The sequence below is a fragment of the Variovorax rhizosphaerae genome (assembly GCF_037889975.1).
Classification (GTDB): Bacteria; Pseudomonadota; Gammaproteobacteria; order Burkholderiales; family Burkholderiaceae_C; genus Variovorax; species Variovorax rhizosphaerae.
This window is the reverse complement of record NZ_JBBKZT010000007.1, coordinates 45,713-69,873: the sequence shown is the minus strand read 5'-3', so window position 1 is coordinate 69,873 and position 24,161 is coordinate 45,713. Positions and strand designations below refer to the sequence as shown.

Annotated in this window: 25 protein-coding genes; 17 read left to right on the top strand and 8 right to left on the bottom strand. The window is 66.1% G+C overall.

Features of this window, described 5'->3' with window-relative positions; genetic code table 11:
* Window positions 1-7 precede the first annotated feature (7 nt).
* Window positions 8-319 carry a phosphopantetheine-binding protein gene (locus WKW82_RS15955; RefSeq protein WP_340343292.1) on the bottom strand — a complete coding sequence of 104 codons (312 nt, stop codon included), beginning with the start codon at window positions 317-319 and terminating at the stop codon, window positions 8-10.
* Between the two features lie 103 nt (window positions 320-422).
* On the opposite strand from WKW82_RS15955, the gene WKW82_RS15950 reads away from it, so the two are divergent.
* Window positions 423-1,943 (top strand): helicase HerA-like domain-containing protein, encoded by a 1,521-nt coding sequence (locus WKW82_RS15950; RefSeq protein WP_340343291.1) that lies wholly within the window; start codon window positions 423-425, stop codon window positions 1,941-1,943.
* Between the two features lie 6 nt (window positions 1,944-1,949).
* Here WKW82_RS15950 and WKW82_RS15945 read toward each other — a convergent pair whose 3' ends face one another.
* Together WKW82_RS15945 and WKW82_RS15940 are read right to left on the bottom strand one after the other, a co-directional pair.
* Window positions 1,950-2,591, bottom strand: coding sequence for a DUF1109 domain-containing protein (locus WKW82_RS15945; protein ID WP_340343290.1), 642 nt, complete (start codon window positions 2,589-2,591; stop codon window positions 1,950-1,952).
* Window positions 2,588-3,169 (bottom strand): sigma-70 family RNA polymerase sigma factor, encoded by a 582-nt coding sequence (locus WKW82_RS15940; protein WP_340343289.1) that lies wholly within the window; start codon window positions 3,167-3,169, stop codon window positions 2,588-2,590. The genes WKW82_RS15945 and WKW82_RS15940 overlap by 4 nt, the downstream gene beginning before the upstream one ends.
* A gap of 149 nt (window positions 3,170-3,318) precedes the next feature.
* On the opposite strand from WKW82_RS15940, the gene WKW82_RS15935 reads away from it, so the two are divergent.
* The 16 genes from WKW82_RS15935 (at window position 3,319) to WKW82_RS15860 (ending at window position 17,935) form a co-directional block, all read left to right on the top strand.
* Window positions 3,319-3,618 carry a BufA1 family periplasmic bufferin-type metallophore gene (locus WKW82_RS15935; protein ID WP_340343288.1) on the top strand — a complete coding sequence of 100 codons (300 nt, stop codon included), beginning with the start codon at window positions 3,319-3,321 and terminating at the stop codon, window positions 3,616-3,618.
* 19 nt (window positions 3,619-3,637) lie between these two features.
* Entirely contained in the window at window positions 3,638-4,543 is a 906-nt protein-coding gene (bufB, locus tag WKW82_RS15930) for an MNIO family bufferin maturase (protein WP_340343287.1), read from the top strand.
* Complete coding sequence (locus WKW82_RS15925) at window positions 4,540-5,286, top strand: HvfC/BufC family peptide modification chaperone (RefSeq protein WP_340343286.1); 747 nt, start codon at window positions 4,540-4,542, stop codon at window positions 5,284-5,286. The genes bufB and WKW82_RS15925 overlap by 4 nt, the downstream gene beginning before the upstream one ends.
* A 5-nt stretch (window positions 5,287-5,291) precedes the next feature.
* A complete protein-coding gene (locus WKW82_RS15920) occupies window positions 5,292-5,768 on the top strand; it encodes a DoxX family protein (protein WP_340343285.1) in 477 nt (158 codons plus the stop codon).
* 95 nt (window positions 5,769-5,863) lie between these two features.
* Window positions 5,864-7,249 (top strand): GTP cyclohydrolase II, encoded by a 1,386-nt coding sequence (locus WKW82_RS15915; protein WP_340343284.1) that lies wholly within the window; start codon window positions 5,864-5,866, stop codon window positions 7,247-7,249.
* Entirely contained in the window at window positions 7,246-8,601 is a 1,356-nt protein-coding gene (locus WKW82_RS15910; protein WP_340343283.1) for a URC4/urg3 family protein, read from the top strand. Before WKW82_RS15915 ends, WKW82_RS15910 begins: the two co-directional genes overlap by 4 nt.
* A gap of 57 nt (window positions 8,602-8,658) precedes the next feature.
* Window positions 8,659-9,288, top strand: a complete 630-nt coding sequence (gene upp, locus WKW82_RS15905) for a uracil phosphoribosyltransferase (RefSeq protein ID WP_340343282.1) — start codon at window positions 8,659-8,661, stop codon at window positions 9,286-9,288.
* Between the two features lie 230 nt (window positions 9,289-9,518).
* Entirely contained in the window at window positions 9,519-10,526 is a 1,008-nt protein-coding gene (locus WKW82_RS15900) for a BMP family protein (RefSeq protein ID WP_340343281.1), read from the top strand.
* Window positions 10,527-10,555: 29 nt separating this feature from the next.
* Window positions 10,556-11,488, top strand: a complete 933-nt coding sequence (locus WKW82_RS15895) for a 5'-methylthioadenosine/S-adenosylhomocysteine nucleosidase (RefSeq protein WP_340343280.1) — start codon at window positions 10,556-10,558, stop codon at window positions 11,486-11,488.
* Window positions 11,489-11,492: 4 nt separating this feature from the next.
* Window positions 11,493-13,046: an ABC transporter ATP-binding protein gene (locus WKW82_RS15890; RefSeq protein ID WP_340343279.1), complete on the top strand. Its 1,554-nt coding sequence runs from the start codon at window positions 11,493-11,495 to the stop codon at window positions 13,044-13,046.
* Window positions 13,043-14,104, top strand: a complete 1,062-nt coding sequence (locus tag WKW82_RS15885; protein WP_340343278.1) for an ABC transporter permease — start codon at window positions 13,043-13,045, stop codon at window positions 14,102-14,104. Before WKW82_RS15890 ends, WKW82_RS15885 begins: the two co-directional genes overlap by 4 nt.
* A 160-nt stretch (window positions 14,105-14,264) precedes the next feature.
* Window positions 14,265-15,188 carry an ABC transporter permease gene (locus WKW82_RS15880; protein WP_340343277.1) on the top strand — a complete coding sequence of 308 codons (924 nt, stop codon included), beginning with the start codon at window positions 14,265-14,267 and terminating at the stop codon, window positions 15,186-15,188.
* 2 nt (window positions 15,189-15,190) lie between these two features.
* Entirely contained in the window at window positions 15,191-16,468 is a 1,278-nt protein-coding gene (locus WKW82_RS15875; RefSeq protein WP_340343276.1) for an amidohydrolase family protein, read from the top strand.
* A gap of 13 nt (window positions 16,469-16,481) precedes the next feature.
* Window positions 16,482-16,886, top strand: a complete 405-nt coding sequence (locus WKW82_RS15870; protein ID WP_340343275.1) for a VOC family protein — start codon at window positions 16,482-16,484, stop codon at window positions 16,884-16,886.
* A gap of 94 nt (window positions 16,887-16,980) precedes the next feature.
* Complete coding sequence (locus WKW82_RS15865; protein WP_340343274.1) at window positions 16,981-17,370, top strand: VOC family protein; 390 nt, start codon at window positions 16,981-16,983, stop codon at window positions 17,368-17,370.
* 16 nt (window positions 17,371-17,386) lie between these two features.
* Window positions 17,387-17,935, top strand: a complete 549-nt coding sequence (locus WKW82_RS15860; RefSeq protein ID WP_340343273.1) for a hypothetical protein — start codon at window positions 17,387-17,389, stop codon at window positions 17,933-17,935.
* A gap of 21 nt (window positions 17,936-17,956) precedes the next feature.
* Here WKW82_RS15860 and WKW82_RS15855 read toward each other — a convergent pair whose 3' ends face one another.
* The 5 genes from WKW82_RS15855 to clpA form a co-directional block, all read right to left on the bottom strand.
* Window positions 17,957-18,478, bottom strand: coding sequence for a GNAT family N-acetyltransferase (locus WKW82_RS15855; protein ID WP_340343272.1), 522 nt, complete (start codon window positions 18,476-18,478; stop codon window positions 17,957-17,959).
* Window positions 18,475-18,780 (bottom strand): putative quinol monooxygenase, encoded by a 306-nt coding sequence (locus tag WKW82_RS15850; protein WP_340343271.1) that lies wholly within the window; start codon window positions 18,778-18,780, stop codon window positions 18,475-18,477. The genes WKW82_RS15855 and WKW82_RS15850 overlap by 4 nt, the downstream gene beginning before the upstream one ends.
* A 43-nt stretch (window positions 18,781-18,823) precedes the next feature.
* Window positions 18,824-20,263 (bottom strand): exodeoxyribonuclease I, encoded by a 1,440-nt coding sequence (gene sbcB / locus WKW82_RS15845; protein ID WP_340343270.1) that lies wholly within the window; start codon window positions 20,261-20,263, stop codon window positions 18,824-18,826.
* Between the two features lie 2 nt (window positions 20,264-20,265).
* Window positions 20,266-21,711 (bottom strand): cardiolipin synthase, encoded by a 1,446-nt coding sequence (gene cls, locus WKW82_RS15840; RefSeq protein ID WP_340343269.1) that lies wholly within the window; start codon window positions 21,709-21,711, stop codon window positions 20,266-20,268.
* Window positions 21,712-21,791: 80 nt separating this feature from the next.
* Window positions 21,792-24,113 carry an ATP-dependent Clp protease ATP-binding subunit ClpA gene (gene clpA / locus WKW82_RS15835; RefSeq protein ID WP_340343268.1) on the bottom strand — a complete coding sequence of 774 codons (2,322 nt, stop codon included), beginning with the start codon at window positions 24,111-24,113 and terminating at the stop codon, window positions 21,792-21,794.
* Window positions 24,114-24,161: the final 48 nt, after the last annotated feature.

Below are 24,161 nucleotides of genomic sequence, written 5' to 3'. Positions count from 1 at the left end.
CAGCGGATCACGCAGCGCTGCGGTTCTGGGCGACGTGGGTCGCGAGACTGCGCAGCGATTCGAAGATCTGTTGGTTGCGCTCGTCGTCCGAGCGCAACTGGAAGCCGTACTTGCGCGACACCTCGAGCGCGACTTCGAGGATGTCGATCGAATCGAGGCCCAGGCCGTCGCCATAGAGAGGAGCGGTGGGAACGATGTCGTCCGGGGCGACCTCGAGGTTCAACGATTCGACCAGCAGCACGGCCAATTCGTTTTCGAGTGCGGTCTGCGAGGAGGTATCGCCATCGGCGGGAAGGGAAGACTGGGCGGTCGATGACAAAGCAGACTCCGAGACGAATGTGGGGAACTATTGCGATACGCGATCGAGAATTATAGGAGGCCGCTTGGATAGACTGGCGCCCTCTAATTGCCCCGGAGAACCCATGGCCGAACCCCTGCTGATTGCCCGCCACGCCACGACCGAGTGCCTGCTCCTTCCCGCGCTGGCCAACCGCCACGGACTGATCACCGGCGCCACCGGCACCGGAAAGACGGTCACCCTGCAAACCATGGCCGAAAAGCTCTCGTCCATCGGTGTGCCGGTGTTCCTGGCCGACGTCAAGGGCGACCTGACGGGCATCAGCCAGGCCGGCAACATCGGGGCCAAGCTGGCCGGCGTACTGGCTGAACGCGGGATCGAGGTTCCCCCGCCGCTGGCCTGCCCGGTCACGCTGTGGGACGTATTCGGCGAACAGGGCCACCCGGTGCGCGCCACCATTTCCGACATGGGCCCGCTGCTGCTGGGCCGCATGCTGGACCTCAATGAAACCCAATCGGGCGTTTTGAACCTGGTATTCAAGATCGCCGACGACAACGGCCTGCTGCTGCTCGACCTGAAGGACCTGCGCGCCATGCTGCAGTACGTCGGCGAGAACGCGAGCCAGTTCACCACCCAGTACGGCAACGTGAGCGCGGCCAGCGTCGGCGCGATCCAGCGCGGACTGCTGCAGATCGAAACCCAGGGCGGCGACAAGTTCTTCGGCGAGCCGATGCTCAACATCGCCGATTTCATGCAAACCGTGGGCGGCAAGGGCGTGATCAACATCCTCGCGGCCGACAAGCTCATGAACTCGCCGCGGCTGTACGCGACCTTCCTGCTGTGGCTGCTGTCGGAGTTGTTCGAACAACTGCCCGAGATCGGCGACCCGGAGCAGCCCAAGCTGGCATTTTTCTTCGACGAGGCGCACCTGCTGTTCAAGGAGGCGCCCAGTGCCTTGGTCGAACGCATCGAGCTGGTGGTGCGGCTGGTCCGCTCCAAGGGCGTCGGCGTGTATTTCGTGACGCAGAACCCGCTCGACATTCCCGATTCGGTGCTGGCCCAGTTGGGCAACCGGGTGCAGCATGCGCTGCGCGCCTTCACGCCGCGCGACCAGAAGGCTGTCAAGGCCACGGCAACCACGATGCGGCAAAAGCCCGGGCTCGACATCGAGGCGGCCATCACCGAACTGGCCGTGGGCGAGGCGCTGGTGAGCCTGCTCGACGAGAAAGGGCGGCCCAGCGTGACCGAGCGCGTGTTCGTCTTGCCGCCGGGCAGCCAGCTCGGGCCGATCACGGCGGTGCAACGTCAGGCACTGCTGGCCAATTCGCTGGTAGCGGGCGTGTATGAGAAGGCAGTCGACCGCGAATCGGCCTATGAGAAGCTGAAGGGCCGCGCCGCCTCGGCCCCCGGCGCTCCGCCGACAGCCGGAGGCGCGCCGGGCACCGCGCAGTCGAGAGGTTCGAGCGCGATCATGGATGGGCTGAACAACCTGCTCTTCGGCACCACCGGCCCGCGCGGCGGCAAGCACGACGGACTTGTGCAGACCATGGCCAAGTCGGCGGTGCGCACGGTGGGCACGAGTGTGGGAAAGGAAATCCTGCGCGGCGTTCTTGGTGGGATCTTCGGGGCGAAGAGTCGTCGGTAGGCGGCTTCACCAGCGCAGGATGCGCGGCCCCAGCAAAGCTCCGGCCGCCATCGGCAGCGCCATGCCGCCCACATACCAGATCGCCAGGAAGGGCGCGGTCAATTCCGTGCAGTGCAGCGCATAAACGGCGGCCCCGGCCGCACCCGACATGGCGCCGGCGATGGCCCCCGCCCATGCCGGCCGCGTCGGCGCCAGGCTGCGCAACGCCACCAGCGCAGCAACGAAAACCGGCACGGAGATCTCCGCGATGCTGAACATGCAGGTGCGCCAGGTCTGGCCCCAGACCATGTCGGACCGGCGCTCCTCCGGCGCCATCAGGTAGCTCACGATGGCCATGGTCCACAGCATCAGCACCGGCAGCGCCAAGCCGAGCCAACTGGCGCCGACCTTGACGCCCGGCCGGGCCAGTCGCTGAAGCATGACGAAACCTGCCACGGCCAACGTGACAGGCACCAGCACCTTCATCCAGAACATCGGCCAGAACATGACCTGCACCAGGTCGCGCCGCACGCCGTATTCCAGTTGCATCAGCAGCAGCGCCAGCAGAACGCCGACCACAAGGGCCAGCACAAGCCGCCGCGAGGCCGCGCGACGCGGCACCGGCAGGGTGTCGGCGGCGAGCAGCGAAACCAGTTCGTCGGTCTTCATGATGCGCTGCTCCGGATGCGGGCGGCCAGCGCCTTCAGCCCGCGATGAATGCCCACCTTCACGGCCGACTCCGACATCCCGGTCGCAGCCGCCGTCTCCGCCACGGAGAGCCCTTGCAGCTTGACGTGCTCGATCGGCAACCGTTGCCGGTCCGGCAGGGTTTCCAGCAGGCCGGCCAGGTCGCGCCGGGCATCGCTGGCGTCCGTGTCCGAATCGGCGAACACGGCCAGGTCGTCATCGAGCGGATCATGCAGGGCCTCCCGGCTCGACTTGGCGCGCAGCAGGTCGATCATCTTGAAGCGCGCGATGGCCTGCACCCAGGCCGTCAGGGGCTGGTCCGGCTGGTAGGTGTGGCGCTGGTTGTGCATGGCGAGCAGGCATTCCTGGACAAGGTCTTCCACTTCATCGGGCCAGCCAAACAGGCGCTTGCCCAGAAAAGCACGCAGGTGCGCGCTGAGTTTTTGCAGAAACTGGTGGTAGGCCGCGGCGTCGCCGTCGAGGCCGCGCAAGAACAAGCCGCGCAAGATCGCCTCGGCTTCCTTCGCTTGCACCAGACTCCCAACTGTTGTTCGTGCCATCGGGTCGGTTGGTTACAGCCGTGTGGAGAAAAAGAATTCGGCGCATTGTGCCGCCTGATGTAACCGGCGCCAAAGACGCCACGAAATAGAAGCGACTGCGCCAATTGGCGCGGTTCCATACCTCAACTGTCTTCAGGAGCGAATCGACCATGAACCGTACCATTGCCATCACCGCCTTTACCCTCAGCGCCCTCGCCGCCGGCGCCGCCATGGCCCAGGATGCCAAGCCCATGACCGACAAGATGGGCGACAAGATGGCCAACGTCGAAAAGTGCTACGGCGTCTCCCTGGCCGGCAAGAATGACTGTGCCGCCGGTCCCGGCACCACCTGCGCCGGCACCAACAAGGTCGACTACAACGGCGTCGCCTGGAAGAACGTCCCGGCCGGCACCTGCGCGACCATCAAGACGCCCAAGGGCATGGGCTCGCTGACGCCGATCAAGAGCTGAACCCGTCGCGGCCCGCATCATGGATTTGACAGCCGGCCTCGGCCTCAAACCCGAGCACTACGACGCGGCGCGAGCGTGCACGGCACGGGGCCTGTGGTTCGAGGTGCACCCGGAGAACTACATGGTGGCCGGCGGGCCGCGCCTGCGCTGGCTCGAGGCCGTGCGCGAGGTGCATCCCGTGGCACTGCACGGGGTCTCGCTCTCGCTGGCTGGCGATGCGCCGCCCGATGAAGACCACCTGGCCCGCTTCGCCGCACTGGTGCGGCGCATCGAGCCGGCGCTGGTCTCCGAACACCTGGCCTGGTCAACGTTGAACGGCCAGTACTTTCCAGACCTGCTGCCCTTCTCGCGCAGCAACGAGGCGCTGCGCCGCATCACCGCGAACATCGAGCGCACGCAAGCTGCACTGGGGCGCCGCATCGCCATCGAGAACCCATCCCACTACCTGCACATTGACGGGCACGACTGGGACGAGATCGAGTTTCTCCGCGAACTGGCCCGCCGTACGGGTTGCGGCCTGCTGCTGGACGTCAACAACGTGCATGTGTCGGCACGCAACCTCGGGTTTGACGCGGGCACGTACCTCGATCGCTTTCCGGGCGCGGACGTGATGGAGATTCATCTGGCCGGCCACAGTTGCGATCCACGGCTGGGCGAGGCCTTGCTCATCGACTCGCACGATGCGCCGGTCGCGCCCGAGGTCTGGGCGTTGTACCGCCGGCTGATCGGCCGCATCGGCGCACGGGCGACCTTGGTGGAGCGCGATGGCAACGTGCCTGCCTTCGACGAACTGCTGGCCGAGCGCGATGTTGCTGCGGCCGAGCTTTGCGCGGCCGAGATGGCGATATCGGACGCGAACGGCTTGCCACGACGCCCGAAGCCCGTGCGCGCCGCCGCCGCCCGAAGCATGGAGGCCTACCGATGAAGCTCGGCACCTTCCAGGCGGGCCTTGCCGCCGCATTGCTCGACCTCGACGCCAAGGTCGAGTTGGCATCGCAGCCCGCCTTCGCGGTCTACCGCAACACGGTGATGAAGGGTTGCGTCGATGCGCTGGAGGCCAACTATCCGAGCGTGGCGCGGCTGGTCGGCAGCGACTGGTTTCGTGCCGCGGCTGCAGTCCACGTCGCCGCCCGGCCGCCACAGGATGGCCGCATGCTGACCTACGGCGCGGCGTTCGCAGACTTCCTCGCTGGCTTCGAGCCGGCGGGCGATCTGCCCTACCTGGCCGGCGTGGCCCGGCTGGACCGGAGCTGGACGCAGGCCCACACCGCCGCCGATGCCGATGCCATCGACGGCGCCTGGCTCGCCGGGCTGAGCCCCGAGGCGCTCGGCAACGTGCGCGTCGCACCCCATCCCGCCGCGCGCTGGCACTGGTTTCCCGACGCGCCGATCTACACCATCTGGCAACGCAATCGCAGCGCCAGCGACAGCACCGACGAGATCGAATGGCAGGGCGAAGGCGCACTGCTGACGCGGCCGCGGGACGCCGTCATCTGGCGTGAGGCGAGCCTGGCCGACTGCGCCTTCCTCGACGCTTGCGCCCGAGGCATGTCGCTGGCAGACGCGGCCGTCGCAGCGGTCACGGCCCAGGCCGACGCCGACATCGCCGACCTCCTCGCCGGACTGCTGCGTGCCGGCGCTCTCGTCGTCGCCCCCTCTACGGAGTGAACACCATGAACCACGCCACCACCACCTCGATCGCACCCTCCGCCACAGGGCTGCGCGCCACCTGGAACACGATCGCGAACGGCCTGCAACGGCTGATCACGCACGACGTGCTTGCCATTGCCGGTCGCTTGTCGATCGCGGCGATCTTTTTCATGTCCGGCCGCACCAAGGTCGACGGCTTCCTTCACATTACCGACGGCGCCTACGAACTGTTCCGCACCGAGTACAAGCTGCCGCTCGTGCAACCCGAGATCGCGGCGCACCTGGCCGCCTATGCCGAGCACCTGTTCCCGGTGCTGCTGGTGCTGGGCCTCTGCACGCGGCTCTCCGCAATGGCGTTGCTGGGCATGACCCTGGTCATCGAAATCTTCGTCTATCCCGATGCCTGGCCCACGCACTTGTCGTGGGCAGCGATCCTGCTCTACCTGGCGGGTCGAGGCGGCGGCACCTTCTCGCTCGATCGGTTGCTGAAGATCGACTGACGGCCAACCCGATACGGCGGATGGCGTACGCACGCCACGCCGCGGCTTGCCAGCTACGGAGGTGGTCGCTACATTGCTGTTTTTGAGGGACCGCAATGTCTGTAGACACCGCTTCGATTTCTTCCTCCGTTCCGCCAATCGCGACGACTTCCCCTCAAGTCCCTGCCGATGCCATCGAGCCGACAGTCGTGGTGGAGTCGGTCTCCATTTCCCCGATCATCCCGCCCGCAAGCGCGGCTGCGGCGACGCCGAGGCACATCCGGCTGACCTCGCACGCCGGTGGCTTCGGCGCCCTGCCCATCCACTGGGGCGCTGGCACCGCTACGGAACGCGGCCCGGTGGTCGGCACGACCACCAAGCGCGCCCACCGCAATGTGATCGGCACGCACAGCGGCTCGTACAGCGTATACCGCGCCTTGGCAGTAGCGGCCGGCGCGCTCAATCCGCAGCACAAGGCGGACTTGACCAACACCTCGCCCACCGACGTGATCGGCCCTTATCCGCAGTGGAGCGAGCCCGGCAAGATCGTCTCGCTCGACCCCTGGGGCGCGACCATCGCCAACGTGTTCTCCAACGAACTCGCGGCCGGCTACGACATCCGCCCCACCATCGCCATCACCAAGGCGCATGTGATCCTGCCGGAGGTGATCGAGGCGCTGCAATCCGGCCGCCTCAAGGCCGATGGCAAGTTCCTCACCCCCAATGGCGCCGCGGTCGTGACCAAGGCGGCCATCGAGCCCGTCTGGTACCTGCCCGAGGTGGCCAAGCGCTTCGGCTGCTCGGAGGCCGACCTGCGCCGCGTGCTGTTCGAGGAAACCGGCGGCATGTATCCCGAGCTGGTCACGCGCTCCGACCTGGAAGTGTTCCTCCCGCCCATTGGTGGGCAGACGCTCTACATCTTCGGCAACCCGGCCGACCTGGCCAACCCGGAGGTCGAACTCACGGCGCGCATCCATGACGAGTGCAACGGCTCGGACGTGTTCGGCTCCGACATCTGCACCTGCCGCCCCTACCTCACGCACGCGATCGAGGAATGCATCATGGGCGCGCAACGCGGTGGCGTGGGCCTCGTCGCCTACTCGCGAAAGGAAGGCCGCGCGCTTGGCGAGGTCACCAAGTTCCTGGTCTACAACGCACGCAAGCGTCAAGTCGGCGGCGACACGGCCGACCAGTATTTCGCCCGCACCGAATGCGTGGCCGGCGTGCAGGACATGCGCTTCCAGGAGTTGATGCCCGATGTCTTCCACTGGCTCGGCATCCAAAAGATCCACCGACTCGTCTCGATGAGCAACATGAAGTTCGATGCCATCAGCGGCTCGGGCATCGAGATCGGCGAACGCGTGAACATCCCCGACGAATTGATCCCTGCCGATGCGCGCGTCGAGATGGACGCCAAGATGGCCGCCGGCTACTTCACGCCCGGCGTGGTGCCCGATGCGGCAGAGCTGAAGAAGGCCAAGGGCCGGGGCCTGGCGGAATGAGCGAGGCCACCCATCGACAGATCGACCCTGCGAGCGAACTGGCCGTAGACACGACCCATCCCGCAGGCGCTGCGGCATACCTTCGCTCCACCACCGAGGTGCGTGGCCGTGCCCGTGCGTTGCTGGCCCGTGCGCGCCGCGGCGAATCGCAGTGGTTCACCATCGGCGACGCTACGAAGATGGACGACACGGCCCGCATCGTCGCCGAGGTCACGCGCGACCGCTATACGTGGGGGCCGATCCCGTACCACAGCCGCTGGCGCCATTTCGAGGCCGGCGGCGTCAATCGCCTCAAGGAACTCGACGACCTGCTCGGCCCCGATGTGCACGAGCGCGAACGGGCCCGTGCGCGCATCGACCTGGTGCTGGTCAGCGTGCTGCTGGACGCCGGCGCGGGCCCGGACTGGCACTACATCGAGTCGTCCAACGGCCAGCGCTTCTCGCGCTCGGAAGGCTTGGGCGTGGCGAGCTTCCATGCGTTCACGAGCGGGCTGTTCTCGTCCGACCCGGCGCATCCGTTGCGCGCCGATGCGGCCGGTCTCCGGGGCCTGGTGACCGACAGGCTCGGCGACGCATTCCAGGTGAGCGCCAGCAACCCTCTCGTCGGGCTGGCAGGCCGCGCGATGCTGCTGCGCCGCCTCGGCGAGGCGCTGGCGGCGCAGCCCGAAGTATTCGGCGAGGACGGTCGCCCCGGCGGCATGTTCGATGCGCTGCTCGGGCCCTACGGCCCGGCAGTTCCGCCCACGGCCGAAGTCACGGCGCACGAGATCCTGACGCTGTTGCTCGACACGCTGTCGGGCATCTGGCCGGCCGCCAACGCGGTCGACAGCATCGCGGCCGATGGCAGGGACATGCCCGGCGGCATAGCCTCCGGCGACCCGGCCTTTGCGCTCGGCGATTGCTGGCGCCACAGCGCCGTGAGCGGGCCCGGCCTGACCAATGGCTGGATGCCTTTCCACAAGCTGTCGCAATGGCTCACCTATTCGCTGCTCGAACCCTTCGAATGGGCCGGCGTGCGCGTCAGCGGGCTCGACCAGCTGACCGGTCTGCCCGAGTACCGCAACGGCGGCCTCTTCATCGACAGCGGGCTGATCGTGCCGCGCAATCCGGCATTGCTGGAGCGCCATTGGAAGGTGCATGACGAGTTCATCGTCGAATGGCGCGCCCTCACCGTCGCCCTGCTCGACGAGGTCGCAGAACGCGTGCGCCATGTGCTCGGCCGTGGCATCGACGAACTGCCGCTGGCCTGCGTACTCGAAGGCGGCACCTGGGCAGCCGGCCGCGCAATGGCACAACGCTTGCGTGAAGGTTCGCCTCCCCTGCACATCGAAAGCGATGGAACCGTTTTCTAGTACTGCGCATTCAACTGCTAGCCTTGCGGGTTCCACAACGAAACAACCTCTCCGATCATGAGCAACGTCCACCTGATCGACCACCCGCTGGTCCAGCACAAACTCACCCTGATGCGTCGCAAGGATGCATCGACCAACAGCTTTCGCCGGCTGTTGAACGAACTCAGCATGCTGATGGCCTACGAGGTCACGCGCGACATGGCGATGCAGGAGATCGAGATCGAGACCCCGCTGGAGACCACCACCGGCCGCATCATCGACGGCAAGAAGCTGGTGCTGGTGTCGATCCTGCGGGCCGGCACCGGCATCCTGGACGGCATGCTCACGGTGGTGCCCGGTGCACGCGTCGGCCACATCGGCCTGTACCGCGACCCCAAGACGCTGACGGCGGTCGAGTACTACTTCAAGATGCCCGGCGAGATGGAGAACCGCGACATCGTCGTGGTGGACCCGATGCTGGCCACCGGCAATTCGGCCGTGGCCGCGGTCGACCGCCTGAAGGAACTCAACCCCAAGTCGATCAAGTTCGTCTGCCTGCTGACCTGCCCCGAAGGCGTAAAGACGATGCAGGCCAATCATCCCGACGTGCCGATCTACACCGCCGCGATCGACCGCGAACTCAACAGCCATGGGTACATCCTGCCGGGCCTGGGCGATGCGGGCGACCGGATTTTCGGGACCAAATGAGCCCACCCCCGAATGCAGCTGAGGCGGTCCCTGAAGGCGCGCACCCAGCACCCCGGCAATGCGGGAGCTGCGGGTGCTTCCGAACGAGTTGCGCTGCATTGCGCCGGGTCGGTATCTGAAACATGAGTCCGGGCCGCGGCGGACCGGCCAGGCCACTCGGCGTTTCACGCAATTGCCACGTCCGCTGGATTGTTGGAGCCTGTTGATTTTCTAACCCGAGGAGTCCTACTGTGACCGCACGCCGTGAGTTGATCGTCCGTTCCGCCGCCATTGCGGCCGTTCTCAGCGTGGGCAGCCTGCCCGGGCTTGCGCTCGCGCAAGGCGCCAAGCTCAAGGTGGCGGGCGTCTACACCGTGCCCTTCGAGCAGCAGTGGGTGAGCCGGCTGCACAAGGCGCTGAAGGCGGCCGAGGCGCGCGGCGAGATCGAATACAAGGCCAGCGAGAACGTCACCAACGCCGACTACGAACGCGTGATGCGCGAGTACGCGACGGGCGGCAACCAGCTCATCGTCGGCGAGGCCTTCGCGGTGGAAGCCGCGGCGCGCAAGGTGGCCAAGGACTTCCCGAAGACGTATTTCCTGCTCGGCTCGTCCGGCAAGCCGCAGGCTCCGAACCTCAGCGTGTTCGACAACTTCATCCAGGAGCCTGCCTACCTCACCGGGATGATCGCCGGCGGCATGACCAAGTCCAACAAGATTGGCATGGTCGGTGGCTTCCCGATCCCGGAAGTGAATCGCCTGATGAATGCCTTCATGGCCGGCGCGAAGGAGACCAACCCGAAGGTCGAGTTCAGCGTGAGCTTCATCAACAGCTGGTTCGATCCGCCCAAGGCGAAGGAAGCCGCCTTCGCGATGATCGACAAGGGCGCGGACGTGATGTATGCCGAGCGCTTTGGCGTGAGCGATGCCGCCAAGGAAAAGGGCAAGCTCGCGATCGGCAATGTGATCGACACGCAGGCGCAGTATCCGGACACTGTGGTCGCCTCCGCGCTGTGGAACTTCGAGCCCTCGGCCGACCGCGCCATCAAACTGGCGAAGGAAGGCAAGTTCGTCGCCGAGGACTACGGGCCTTATTCGATGATGAAGCACAAGGGCTCGGAGCTGGCGCCGCTTGGCACCTTCGCGAGCAAGGTGCCGGCCGACATCGTGACCAAGGTCAAGGCGAAGGAAGCGGACATCCTGGGCGGCAAGTTCACCGTCAAGGTCGACGACAGCCAGCCCAAGTCCACCGCGAAGTAGACGCAGGTCAAAAACGGGAGCACGGCGGCATGCGCAACATTCATTTCATCCGCCGTGTCGGCGCGGCCTTGGTTCTCGCAGCGACGCTCGCCGGCTGCGCTGGCATGCAGGCAGGCGGCACGCGCCTCGACGGCACGCCGCGCATCGCCGTGCTGTCGGCCTTCGAGCCCGAGCTGGCGCTGCTGCTGAAGCAGGTCCAGTCACCGACCAGGTACAGCGTCAACGGTGTCGAGTTCACCACCGGCACGCTGCAAGGCAAGCCGGTCGTGCTGTTCCTGTCCGGCATCAGCATGGTCAACGCGACGATGAACACGCAGCTTGTGCTGGACCGCTTCAACGTCGAGCGCATCGTGTTCAGCGGCATTGCCGGCGGCGTGAACCCCACGCTGCACATCGGCGACGTGACCGTGCCCGCGCAATGGGGCCAGTACCTCGAGGTGCTGATGGCGCGCGAGACCGCGCCGGGCAAGTTCAGCGCGCCGCCATGGATGAAGGACGCCACCTTGCCCGCCTTCGGCATGATGCATCCGCGCCCGGTCGAGACACGCACCGCGGCCAGTCCCAAGGTCACGCCAAAGTTCTGGTTCGAGGCCGACCCAAGGATGCTCGACGTGGCGCGCAACCTGCGCAACGTCGACCTGGCCAATTGCAGCGCCGGCAAGTGCCTCGCGCGCAAGCCTGAGCTGGTGGTCGGCGGCAACGGCGTCTCCGGCCAGGCCTTCATGGACAACAAGGCCTACCGCGAATACACCTACAAGACCTTCCAGGCCAACGTGCTCGACATGGAGACGGCCGCGGTAGGCATGGTCGCGTACAGCAACGGCGTGCCCTACATCGCTTTCCGCTCCCTGAGCGACCTGGCCGGCGGCGGCGAGGAAGAGAACGAGATGGGCACCTTCATGGGCATCGCGGCGGACAACTCGGCCAAGGTGCTGCTGGCATTCCTTGCCGCCTGGAAGTAGGACTGTGACGGTCCTCCGTCTGCAGGGCATCACCAAGCGCTTCGGCACGCTGGTCGCGAACGATGCCATTTCGCTGACGCTTGACCGTGGCGAGGTGCTCGCGCTGCTCGGAGAGAACGGCGCCGGCAAGTCCACGCTGATGTCGATCCTGTTCGGCCACTACCGCGCGGACGAAGGCGACATCGAGGTGTTCGGCGCACCGCTCGCGCCCGGCAATCCCAAGGCCGCACTGGCCGCCGGCATCGGCATGGTGCACCAGCACTTCACGCTGGCCGACAACCTCACGGTGCTCGACAACGTGATGATGGGCAGCGAATCGCTCTGGCAACCGTTCACGCGGCGCAGCGAGGCGCGCACGAAGCTGCTCGACGTCGCGAAGCGCTTCGGCCTGCCGGTGGCACCGGAATCGAAGGTCGGCACGCTGTCGGTGGGCGAACGGCAGCGGGTGGAGATCCTCAAGGCGCTGTACCGGGGTGCGCGCATCCTGATCCTCGACGAGCCGACCGCCGTGCTCACGCCGCAAGAGAGCGAAGCGCTGTTCGACACGCTGGCGCAGATGGTGGCGCAGGGGCTGTCGATCATCTTCATCAGCCACAAGCTCAGCGAAGTGCTGCGCGTGTCGCATCGCATCGCGGTATTGCGCGGCGGCAAGCTGGTGGCCGAAATGCCGGCCGCCGGCGCGACGCAGGCGCAACTGGCGAACGCGATGGTCGGTCATGCCGTCAAGCCGCCGGAACGGCATCCGGCTGGCCGCATCGGCGAGTCGGTGTGCGTGCTGCGCGATGTGCAATCCGGCGGCGATGCGCGCGATGCCTTGCGCGGCGTTTCGCTGACGCTGCATGCGGGCGAGATCGTTGCCGTCGCGGGTGTGTCGGGCAATGGGCAGGTGGCGTTGGCGGAACTGCTGTGCGGGACGCGCCGAGCAAGTGCTGGCACGGTCGAACTGATGGGCCAGGCCTTGCGTGCCTCGCCTGCGGTGCTGGTCGAACAGGGCGTCGCACGCATCCCCGAAGACCGGCACACCGTGGGCGTCATCGGTGACCTGCCGCTGTGGGAGAACGCGGTGTCCGAGCGCCTGCGCGGCCCTGCGTTCCGACGTGGGCCCCTTGTGCGACGCGCTGCGGCGCGCGTGCAGGCGCAGCGCATCGTCAAGGCCTTCGACGTGCGCGGCGGCGGGCTCGATGCCACCGCGCGTTCGCTGTCGGGCGGCAACATGCAAAAGCTCATCCTCGGCCGCGCGCTGCTGGCACCGGACGGCGCCGTCGCCACGCCCAGGCTCATCGTCGCGCACCAACCGACCTGGGGCCTCGACATCGGCGCGGTGGCCTATGTGCAGCAGCAACTCGTGGCCGCGCGCGATGCGGGCGCGGCGGTGCTGGTGATCTCGGACGACCTCGACGAAGTCATGGTGCTGGGCGACCGCATTGCCGTGATGCACGGCGGCATGCTCGGTGATGCGCGGCCGGCCGATGCCTGGACGCGCGAATCCATCGGGCTGGCGATGGCAGGCGTCCATGCCGAAGCGGGCATGCATTCCGATGCGGGCTTGCCGGCATGAGGCTCGAGAAGCGTCCCGCCGTCTCGCGCGCCGCGATGGTGTTTGCGCCCTTCGGCGCCGTGCTGTTCACGCTTGCCATCACGGCGCTGCTGGTGCTGTGGGCCGGCCAACCAGTCGCACAGACCTACGCCTTGCTGTTGAAAGGCGGCTTCGGGTCGGTGTTCGCTTTGAGCGAGACGCTGACGCGCGCGATCCCGCTGACGCTCACCGGCCTGTCGGCGGCCGTGGCTTTCAGGGCGCGCCTCTTCAACATCGGCGCCGAGGGCCAGTTGTACGCCGGTGCGCTGGCGGCGATCGCGGTCGGCGGGATGCACGGCGGCACGGGTTTCGAAGTGTCGCCCTGGGTTCTTTTCCCCCTGATGATGGCCGCGGCGGCGATTGCCGGCGCGCTGCTGCTGCTCGGCCCTGCGCTCATGAAGGCAAAGCTCGGCGTCGATGAAGTGGTGACCACCTTGCTCTTCAACTTCATCGTGCTACTGGGTGTCGGCGCGCTGCTCGACGGCCCGATGAAGGACCCGAGCGCGATGGGCTGGCCGCAGAGCGTGGCGCTGCAGGGCGACCTGGAACTGGGCAAGCTCATCGCCCAGACCCGAGTCCACACCGGCCTGTTGTGGGCCTTGGTGCTGTCAGTCGGTGTCTGGGCGCTGCTCAAGCACACGGTGCTTGGCTTCGACATCCGCGCCGTCGGCGCCAATCCGCGTGCGGCGGCCTTCGCGGGCGTCGGCACCACGCGCACCGTGGTCGCGGTGGCGCTGCTCTCGGGCGCGCTGGCCGGGCTGGCCGGTGGCATCGAGGTAGCCGGCCGCACCAGCTACGTGACGCTCGACATGTCCCCCGGCTACGGCTACAGCGGTATCGTGATCGCGATGCTTGCCGGCCTGCATCCGCTGGGCGTGATGGCCGCGAGCGTGTTCGTCGCCGGCGTGCTGGTCGGCGCGGACAGCATGAGCCGTGCGGTCAGCGTGCCGACCTACATCGCGGATGTGATCGTAGCGACGTCGCTCATTTCCGTGCTGGTGGCGATGCTGCTGGCACAGTACAGGGTGCGTTGGAAATGAACCGGTCGGCTGAATACCAATACGGACTTCCGTACGCAGAGGACGCGAAGGTTCCGCGAAGGACGCGAAAGGAATACAAGAAGATTTCTTCCTGTCGTTTTCGCGCCAGTTGCGTACCTTCGCGCCCTTCGCGGCCGGTCAAGTCCGAATTTGCGCCCACATGAGCGACCTCCTCGACATCCTCGCCAACCCGGCCTTCTGGGTCGCGGTGTTGCGCATCGCCACCCCGTTGATCTTCGGCACGCTGGGCGTGTTGCTCTGCGAGCGCGCGGGCGTGCTCAACCTTGGCATCGAGGGAATCATGGTGGCCGGCGCCTTCACGGGCTGGCTCGCCGTGTATGCCGGGCAGCCGCTGTGGGTTGGCGTGGGCGTGGCCGCGATGACAGGTGCGGTGTTCGGGCTGTTGCATGCGTGGCTCACAGTGGGGCTTGCGCTATCGCAGCACGTCTCCGGCCTGGGCATCACGCTGCTCGCGACATCGCTCAGCTACTACGGCTATCGCGTGAGCTTTCCAAAGGTGAACACGCCGCCGACCATCACGCCCTTCGCGTCGATGGACTGGCTGCCCATTCCCGTGCTCAACGCGCAAACCGCGCTCACCCTGCTTGCGCTGCTGCTGGTGCCGCTGATCGGCTGGCTGCTGTACCGCACGCCCATCGGCCTGGCAGTGCGCATGGTCGGCGAGAACCCGCAGGCGGCGGAAGGCCAGGGCGTGTCGGTGGTCGGCACGCGCACCGGCGCCATCGTGGCGGGTTCGGCGCTGATGGGCATTGCGGGCTCCTTCCTGACACTGTCGGCGTTCAACGCCTTCTTCTTCAACATGATCAACGGCCGAGGCTGGATCTGTGTCGCGCTGGTGGTGTTCGCCTCGTGGCGGCCCGGCAAGGCATTGCTGGGCGCCCTGTTGTTCGCCTTCTTCGATGCATTGCAATTGCGCCTGCAGCAGTCCGGCGACGCCATGCTGCCCTACCAGCTCTACCTGATGCTGCCGTACCTGCTGTCGATCCTTGCGCTGGTCCTGGTCGCGCGCAAGGCCGCCTACCCGCAGGCGCTGATGAAGCCCTACCGAAAGGGAGAAAGATAGCCATGCTCGACCTGCTCGTCACCAACGCCACCCTCCCCGACGGCCGCACCGGCATGTCCATCGCCGTGCAGGACGGCCGCATCGCCGAAGTCTCGGCCGGCCTGGTCGCACCGGCGCATGAAACGCTCGATGCCCAAGGCCTGCTCGTCACGCCGCATTTCATCGATCCGCACTTCCACATGGACGCGACGCTGAGCTACGGCCTGCCGCGCGTCAACCAGAGCGGCACGCTACTGGAAGGCATCGCGTTGTGGGGCGAACTCAAGCCGCTGCTGACGGCCGACGCCTTGATCGAACGCGCCCTCGCCTACTGCGACTGGGCCGTCGCCAAGGGCCTGCTCGCCATCCGCACGCACGTGGACACCAGCGATCCCAGCCTGCTCGCGGTCGATGCCTTGCTGGAGGTCAAGCGCCGCGTCGCGCCGTACCTGGACCTGCAACTCGTCGCCTTCCCGCAAGACGGTGTGCTGCGCACGAAAGGCGGTGTCGACAACCTGACCCGCGCGCTGGACAAGGGCGTCGACATGGTTGGCGGCATCCCCCATTTCGAGCGCACCATGGCCGACGGCGCCGCCAGCGTGAAGCTGCTGTGCGAACTCGCCGCCGAGCGCGGCAAGCGCGTCGACATGCATTGCGACGAATCCGACGACCCGCACTCGCGCCACATCGAGACGCTGGCCTTCGAGGCACAGCGCCTCGGACTGCAGGGCCGCGTCACCGGCTCGCACTGCACCTCCATGCACAGCATGGACAACTACTACGTCAGCAAGCTGTTGCCGCTCATCGCCGAAGCCGGCGTGAGCGTGATCGCCAACCCGCTCATCAACATCACGCTGCAGGGCCGCCACGACACCTACCCCAAGCGCCGCGGCATGACGCGCGTGCCGGAACTCATGGCCGCCGGCGTCAACGTCGCCTTCGGCCACGACTGCGTGATGGACCCCTGGTACGGCATGGGCTCGGGCGACATGCTGGAGGTCGCGCACATGGGCCTGCATGTGGCGCAGATGACCAGCCAGGCCGGCATCCAGCAGTGCTTCGACGCGGTGACGGTCAACGCGGCCAAGGTGTTCGGATTGCCGAACTACGGGCTCGCGGCTGGCTGCGATGCGAGCTTCGTGCTGCTGCAGGCGCGTGATCCGGTGGAAGCCATTCGACTTCGCGCGACGCGGCTCAAGGTCTACCGCCAAGGCAAACTGCTGGCTGAGTCGCCTGCGGCCACGGCCTCGCTGCACGTGGCGGGCAGGCCTCCAAGCACGGCCTTCATGAGCTCGCCGTAGACTTCTTCGCACCATGATCCACATCCGCGAAATCGACCACCTCGTGCTGCGCGTGGTGGACTTGGAGAAGATGGTCCGCTTCTATTGCGACGCACTCGGATGCGTCGTGGAAAAGCGCCAAGACAACATCGGACTCGTGCAACTGCGCGCTGGTCGCTCACTCATCGACCTGATCCCCGTTGATGGAGAACTCGGCCGCGCCGGCGGCGCAGCACCAGGACGAGAAGCACGCAACCTCGACCACTTCTGCGTGCGCGTCGAGCCCTTCGACGAAGCAGCCATCCGAGAGCATCTCCAGGCGCACGGCCTCAGCGCCGGCCCGGTCGAGCCGCGCTACGGCGCGGAGGGCAACGGCCCGTCCATCTACCTCGACGATCCCGAAGGCAACGTCGTCGAACTCAAGGGCCCGCCCGACTGATCAGACTCTCCTGGAGTCATCGCCGTTCGATGGCGACTGCTGCCATTCGCACAGCAAAAGCGCAGAATGAGCGCCGCAATGAAAGGGGAATGCCATGCTCCTGAATGATGCTCCCGTGACAACGATGTTGCCGGTCAAGGACCTGGAACGCGCCCGGCAGTTCTACGAAGGCAAGCTCGGGCTCAAACCCGAGGGACTCAAGCCCGATGGCAAGTTCACCTACCGCTGCGGCGGCACCACGCTGGCCTTGTTCCCCAAGGACGGCGGCACCAAGGCCGACCACACCACATTGAGCTTCCAGGTCCAGGACATCGCTAGCGCCATCGCCGGCTTGAAGCGCGCCGGCGTCGTGTTCGAGGACTACGACTACCCCGACTTCAAGACCGTCGAACACGTCTGCGTGCTGGGTTCCGAGAAGGCCGCCTGGTTCCTCGACACCGAGGGCAACATCCTCTGCCTGCATGAAGACATCCCGCAGAATTGATCCTCCAGCAACGACGATGAAACCATTGCTCGCCTCGATCCTGATCTCCGTCGCCCTCGCGGCCATCCCGGCTGCCACCCTGGCCCAGGACGGCGTCTGGAAGGACCGCTACGGCAACCCCATCCCCCAGACCGAATCCCGGCGCACGCTCAACGGCCTGGGAGGCTGGGTCGTCGTGACGCCGGACGCGGACTGGGAAGAAAAATGGTCTCGGCCTTCGGTCGTCGGCCCCGTGTTCACGCAGGCGAAGAAGGTCCCCAAGGGCAAGCAGGTGTTCGTCCTCGTGTTCTTCGGCAACCCCGAGGTCGGTGCGGATGGCCGGGCGGACGTGAGTTGCGACCTGGATGTCACGGGCCCGGACGGAAGAAGCCTCGTCCAACGCAGCATCGCCTGCTTCCAGGGCACCCCCAGCGGCGCCCGCAACAGCATGTACCTCTCCAAACCCGTACTTGGCATCACCAGCGAGCCCTCGGACCCGAGCGGCACCTGGACGGTTCAGGTCTCCCTCAAGGACAAGCTGAGCGGTACCGCATTGCCGCTGAAGACCACCTTCGTCGTGGAGTGAACGCCGCGGCTGCAGCGCCGATCACGCCGACAGCAGCAGCCACATGTGGACCTTCGACACGAAGCCGCCGTCCACTGCCACCGCCATCGGCTCCACTCCGAAAGGCACGAAGCCAACGCGCTCGTAGAGTGCCTGCGCCGAAACGTTGCCCTCGGTCACCGTGAGCTGGACCAGCCGGACACCGTCACGCTGGCGCGCCGCATCGATCGCCGCATCGACGATCTGGCCGCCCAGGCCAAGCTTCCGAAACGCCGGCGCCACGTACATGCCGAAGAAATCGCACTTGTGGCGCGCCTTCTCCCGCGTCTCGAACGACAGGCCCGCCACACCGGCCAATGTGTCGCCTTCGAACGCGCCGAACACGATCTCCCTGGCCACAGGCTCGACCGACAGGCGCCCTTCCCACCACGTGATCGGCAAGGCCGCGCGCTCGCCGACGCTGGACGTGAAGGCATCCGGATGGCGCGCATAACCGTCGAGCATCAACGCCCGATAGGCCGGTGCGTCGGAGGGCACCAGCCGCCTGACCAAAGGCGCGGTCACAGCCTGGCAGGCTCGACGATCTCGGCGTCGTAGATCTGGATGGTCGGCAACTCGGTCGCCAGCGCGCCGACGGCCTTGGCAAAGGCGCGCGAAGCCGGCACCACGAAGTGCGCCTTCAACGCCGCGGCATCGGCCCACTGCTCGAAGAACACCAGGCGCCACGGATTCGCGGTGTCACGAAACACCGCATGCGAGATGCAGCCCGGCTCGGCCCGCGAGCGCTCGACATGCTCCTGGCTCAGCCTGAGGACTTCTTCGAATGTCGCGGCGCTTGCGACGATGGCGCCAGTCACGAGGATCACGTTTTCTGTCTCCGATGGATTTGAATCAGTCGGCACCGCGACTTCAATGTTCGGGTGCAATGGCTTCCGCGTATTCATACAACTCGCCCAGGATTGCCTCCGCCCGCTCGTCCGCCGTCGCGGCCAGCGTGTCGATCTCGGCAAAGAACTGGTCGACATTGAGCGCCCCGCCCTCGCCTTCGATCAGCTTCGCCGCCCGATGCGCCTCCCAGCGTTCGCCTTCTTCAGGACTCAGCGTCTCGACGAAGTTCCGAGCCCGGTAGCGGAACAGCAGTTCCTCCAGCCGCGCATCATCGAAACCGGTCCGTGCGTGGGCGAGTTCGACGCCCGGCAGGCTGCGCAACTGGTTCAGTCGGCGCCGGTCGGCATTGCCGACGAAGCCGCCGTACAGATCCTCATCCACATCGGGCTTGCCCTCGGCCGGCCGCTTGAAGACCTCGGGCCAGATCGCGCTCATGTCCGGCAGCGCAGCGGCGATCCCCGCATGCCGCATGGCCTGGTCCATGTCGATCTGCCAGCGCCGGGCCATCTCTGGCACCAGCGTCTTGCGGTTCCCGACCACCATCGGCGATTTGTTCAAGTGGATCGATTTCACCGGCAGCCGGGTCATGCCCTCGGGCAGGTCGGCGGTGCGCGAAAACAGGCGCTGGCGCAGGGTGGCCACGTCGATCATCGGCAGCTCGCTCGGGTCATGGGCCAGGTCCCAGGCGAGCAGTTCGTTCTTGTTGGTCGGATGGCTCGCCAGCGGCCACATCACGGCCAGGCAACCGCGCTCGACCGGGAACATGCCCGACACATGCAGGAACGGCCGCGCGGTCTCGCGCGTGGCCGGGAAGCCGAGCTCCGCGGCGACCTGGTCCTTCCTGTGCAGGCGCAGCGCGAAGTCGAAAAGCCGCGGCTGTTTCGAGCGAATCAACCGCGCCAGCGCGATGGTGGCGCGCACGTCGGACAGCGCATCGTGCGCCGCCTCATGCACCAGCCCGTTCGCGCGCGCCAGGTCTTCCAGCTTGAAGCTCGGCTTGCCGTCCGCCTTCAACGGCCACTGGATGCCATCCGGGCGCAAGGCGTAGGTCAGGCGCACCACGTCGAGCAAGTCCCAGCGACCGCAGTCGTTCTGCCACTCGCGCGCATACGGATCGATCAGGTTGCGCCAGAACATGAAACGCGTGATCTCATCGTCGAAGCGGATCGTGTTGTAACCCACGCCGATGGTGCCGGGCTCCGAGAACACCCGCTCGATGCGCGCCGCGAATTCGTTCTCCGGAATGCCGCGCGCCAGGCAGGTTTGCGGTGTGAGGCCGGTGATCAGGCAGGACTCCGGGCTCGGCAGGAAGTCCGGCGCCGGCTTGCAATACAGCATCAGCGGCTCGCCGATCTCGTTGAGTTCCGCATCGGTGCGGATGCCCGCGAACTGCGCCGGGCGGTCGCGACGCACATTGGCCCCGAAGGTTTCGTAGTCGTGCCAGAGAAAAGTGTGGGGCATGGTCAGAGAAGAGGTGAAAACAGTCGCGCCGTGGCCTCGCCAAGGCGCCTCCAGAAGGCTTGGCGCCGCAAGCTGCGCACGGGTGACGAGCTGTGCAGATCGATCTCGAATTGCGCCGCCAGGGGTTTGAGCAGCGCCGGGCCGTAGACCACCGCCATCACTTCGTAGTTGAGGCGGAAGCTGCGATTGTCGAAGTTGGCGGTGCCCACCATGGCGCAGTTGTCATCCACCACCAGCGTCTTCGAATGCAGCATGCGCTCCTTGTATTCCCAGACCTTCACGCCCGCGGCCAGCAGTTCGTCGAAATACGACCGGGCGGCGGCACTCACGATCAACGAATCGCTGCGACGCGGCACCAGCACCCGCACGTCCACGCCACGCAATGCCGCGCTGGTCAGCGCCATCAGCGCCGGCTCACCCGGCACGAAATAAGGCGTGGTGAGCCAGGCGCGCTGCGTCGACGAGTTGATGGCCGACAGGTGCACGCGATGGATGGCCTCCAGCGCGTTGTCCGGGCCGCTGGTGACGATCTGCACCGGGATGTCGCCGGCCTCGACCTCCGGCATCAAGTTGGCCAGCTTCTCATGAAGCTGCCGCAAGTGCTCGCCAGTGGCATAGGTCCAGTCCTCGAGGAATGTGATCTGCAGCCAGCGTACCGCCGTGCCCTTGATGCGCACATGCACGTCGTGGTAGGCGTCCGGGCGCGTCCGCCTGTCCTCCGAGTCCGTGATGTTGACGCCGCCGGTAAAACCCACGCGGCCGTCGCACACCACGATCTTGCGGTGGGTGCGGTAGTTGGTCACCGGACGCAGACGCCGGCCGATGCGCGTGTCGTGGAACAGCGCGACCTGAATGCCCGCCTCGTGCATCGGCGCCATGAACTTGCGCCCGATCCGCTTGGAGCCCAGCGCATCCAGCAGCAATCGCACCGCGACCCCTTCCTTCGCCTTGCGAATCAGCAGGTCGCGCAACGCGGTGCCGATGTTGTCGGGTTCGAAGATGTAGTACTCGATGTGCACATGGTGGCGCGCCGCTTCGATGGCTTCGAAGATCGCGTCGAAGGTCTGCGCGCCGCCCGACAGCAGGTCGACGGACCTGGCGCTCGACACCGGCAGTCCGCACGCCGCGGTGCCCAGCGCCGCCATCTGCCGCAACGCCGGCGGGGAGGCTTCCAACGACTGCCCGAGCCGCGCCAGGTCGCCCGTGCTGTGGGAACTGACCCGGCTGCGCAATCGCTTGATCCGCTGCTTGCGCAGCCGCTGTGGACCGAGGAAGTAGTAGATGAGAAAGCCACCGAAGGGAATGAACGCCAGTGACAGGATCCACCCCAGCGTCGACACTGGCGCCCGCTTCTGCATCACTATCCACACCGACAGCACCGCGATGTAGCCACTCCAGGCCAGCGAGAGGCCTGTTTTCCATTCGTGGCTGAGTGCGGGGAAGTTCAAGGCGTTGGAGGGGCGCAGGTGACAAAGAAAAAGGTCGGGAGCGAATGCTACCGACCTTGGGTCTGAGCGCCAGAATCGTATCAGCCCGTCGCAGTTTCCTCGGCTTCAGGCTTCGACTTGCCTTCCTTCTTCGGCAACGGCGTGATGTCGAGCTGGACTTCTTCCTTGTCGTCGAGGTCCACCGTCAGGCGGCCACCGTCGATCAGGCGTCCGAAGAGCAACTCGTCGGCCAGCGCACGACGGATCGTGTCCTGGATCAATCGCTGCATCGGCCGTGCGCCCATCAGCGGATCGAAGCCCTTCTTCGCCAGGTGCTTGCGCAGCACGTCGGTGAAGGTGACGTCGACCTTCTTCTCGGCCAGCTGCGTTTCCAGTTGCAGCAGGAACTTGTCGACCACACGCAGGATGATCTGCTCGTCCAACGCCTTGAAGCTCACCATCGCGTCCAGGCGATTGCGGAACTCCGGCGTGAACAGGCGCTTGATGTCGCCCATTTCATCGCCCTGCTGCCGCGGGTTCGTGAAGCCGATGGTCGCCTTGTTCATGATCTCGGCGCCCGCATTGGTGGTCATCACGATGATCACGTTGCGGAAGTCGGCCTTGCGTCCGTTGTTGTCGGTCAAGGTGCCATGGTCCATCACCTGCAGCAGCACGTTGAAGATGTCCGGATGCGCCTTCTCGATTTCGTCGAGCAGCAGCACCGCGTGCGGCTTCTTCGTGATCGCCTCGGTCAGCAGGCCACCCTGGTCGAAACCGACGTAGCCCGGAGGCGCACCGATCAGCCGGCTCACCGCATGGCGCTCCATGTACTCCGACATGTCGAAGCGGATCAGCTCGATGCCCATGATGTAGGCCAGTTGCTTCGCCGCTTCGGTCTTGCCGACGCCCGTGGGGCCGCTGAACAGGAACGAGCCGATCGGCTTGTCCGCACGGCCCAGGCCCGAACGCGCCATCTTCACTGCGGAGGCCAGCACTTCCAGCGCCTTGTCCTGACCGAACACCACGCTCTTGAGATCGCGTTCGATGGTCTGCAGCTTGCCGCGGTCGTCGTTGCTGACGTTGGCCGGGGGAATGCGCGCGATCTTCGCGACGATGTCCTCGACCTCGGTCTTGCTGATGGTCTTCTTGCGCTTGTTCGGCGCGAGGATGCGCTGGGCCGCACCGGCCTCGTCGATCACGTCGATGGCCTTGTCGGGCAGGTGACGGTCGTTGATGTACTTGGCGCTGAGCTCGGCCGCAGCTTGCAGGGCCGCCACCGCGTACTTCACGCCATGGTGCTCTTCGAAGCGCGACTTCAAACCCTTGAGAATTTCAACAGTTTCCTGCACCGTCGGCTCGCCCACGTCGACCTTCTGGAAACGCCGCGACAGCGCCGCGTCCTTCTCGAAGATGCCGCGGTATTCGGTGAACGTCGTCGCGCCGATGCACTTCAGCGCGCCGCTCGAAAGCGCCGGCTTCAGCAGGTTCGATGCGTCCAGCGTGCCGCCCGAGGCCGCACCGGCGCCGATCAGCGTGTGGATTTCGTCGATGAAGAGAATCGCGTTCGGCTTGTCCTTCAGCGACTTGAGCACACCCTTCAGGCGCTGCTCGAAGTCACCGCGGTACTTGGTGCCAGCCAGCAGCGCGCCCATGTCCAGCGAGAACACGTTCGACTCGGCCAGGATTTCCGGCACTTCGCCCTGCGTGATGCGCCAAGCCAGGCCCTCGGCGATCGCCGTCTTGCCCACGCCAGCCTCGCCCACCAGCAGCGGGTTGTTCTTGCGTCGGCGGCACAGGATCTGGATCACGCGCTCGACTTCGTAGTCGCGCCCGATCAACGGATCGATCTTGCCGTCCTTGGCTGCCTGGTTCAGGTTCTGGGTGAACTGCTCGAGCGGCGACGACTTTTCGTTCTTCTCGCCACCGCCCTCTTCGCTCTCGTTCGAGGACGATTCGCTGCTGCCCTTGGCGGCTTCCGGCGGATCGCTCTTCTTGATGCCGTGGGCGATGAAGTTCACCACATCGAGGCGCGTCACCCCTTGTTGGTGCAGGTAGTACACGGCGTGCGAGTCCTTCTCGCCGAAGATCGCAACCAGCACGTTGGCGCCGGTGACTTCCTTCTTGCCGTTGCCGGTGGACTGCACATGCATGATGGCGCGCTGGATGACGCGCTGGAAGCCCAGCGTCGGCTGGGTGTCCACGTCATCCGTGCCCGCGACTTGCGGCGTGTTGTCCTTGATGAAGTTCGTCAACGAAGCCCGCAGGTCGTCGACATTCGCAGAGCAGGCCCGCAGCACCTCGGCAGCGCTTGGGTTGTCCAGCAGGGCGAGCAACAGGTGCTCCACGGTGATGAACTCGTGGCGCTGCTGCCTGGCCTCGACGAAGGCCATGTGCAGGCTGACTTCCAGTTCTTGGGCAATCATGTGATTTCCTTTTTGCCTTGCTGTAAATATGTTCGATATGGGTTGGAT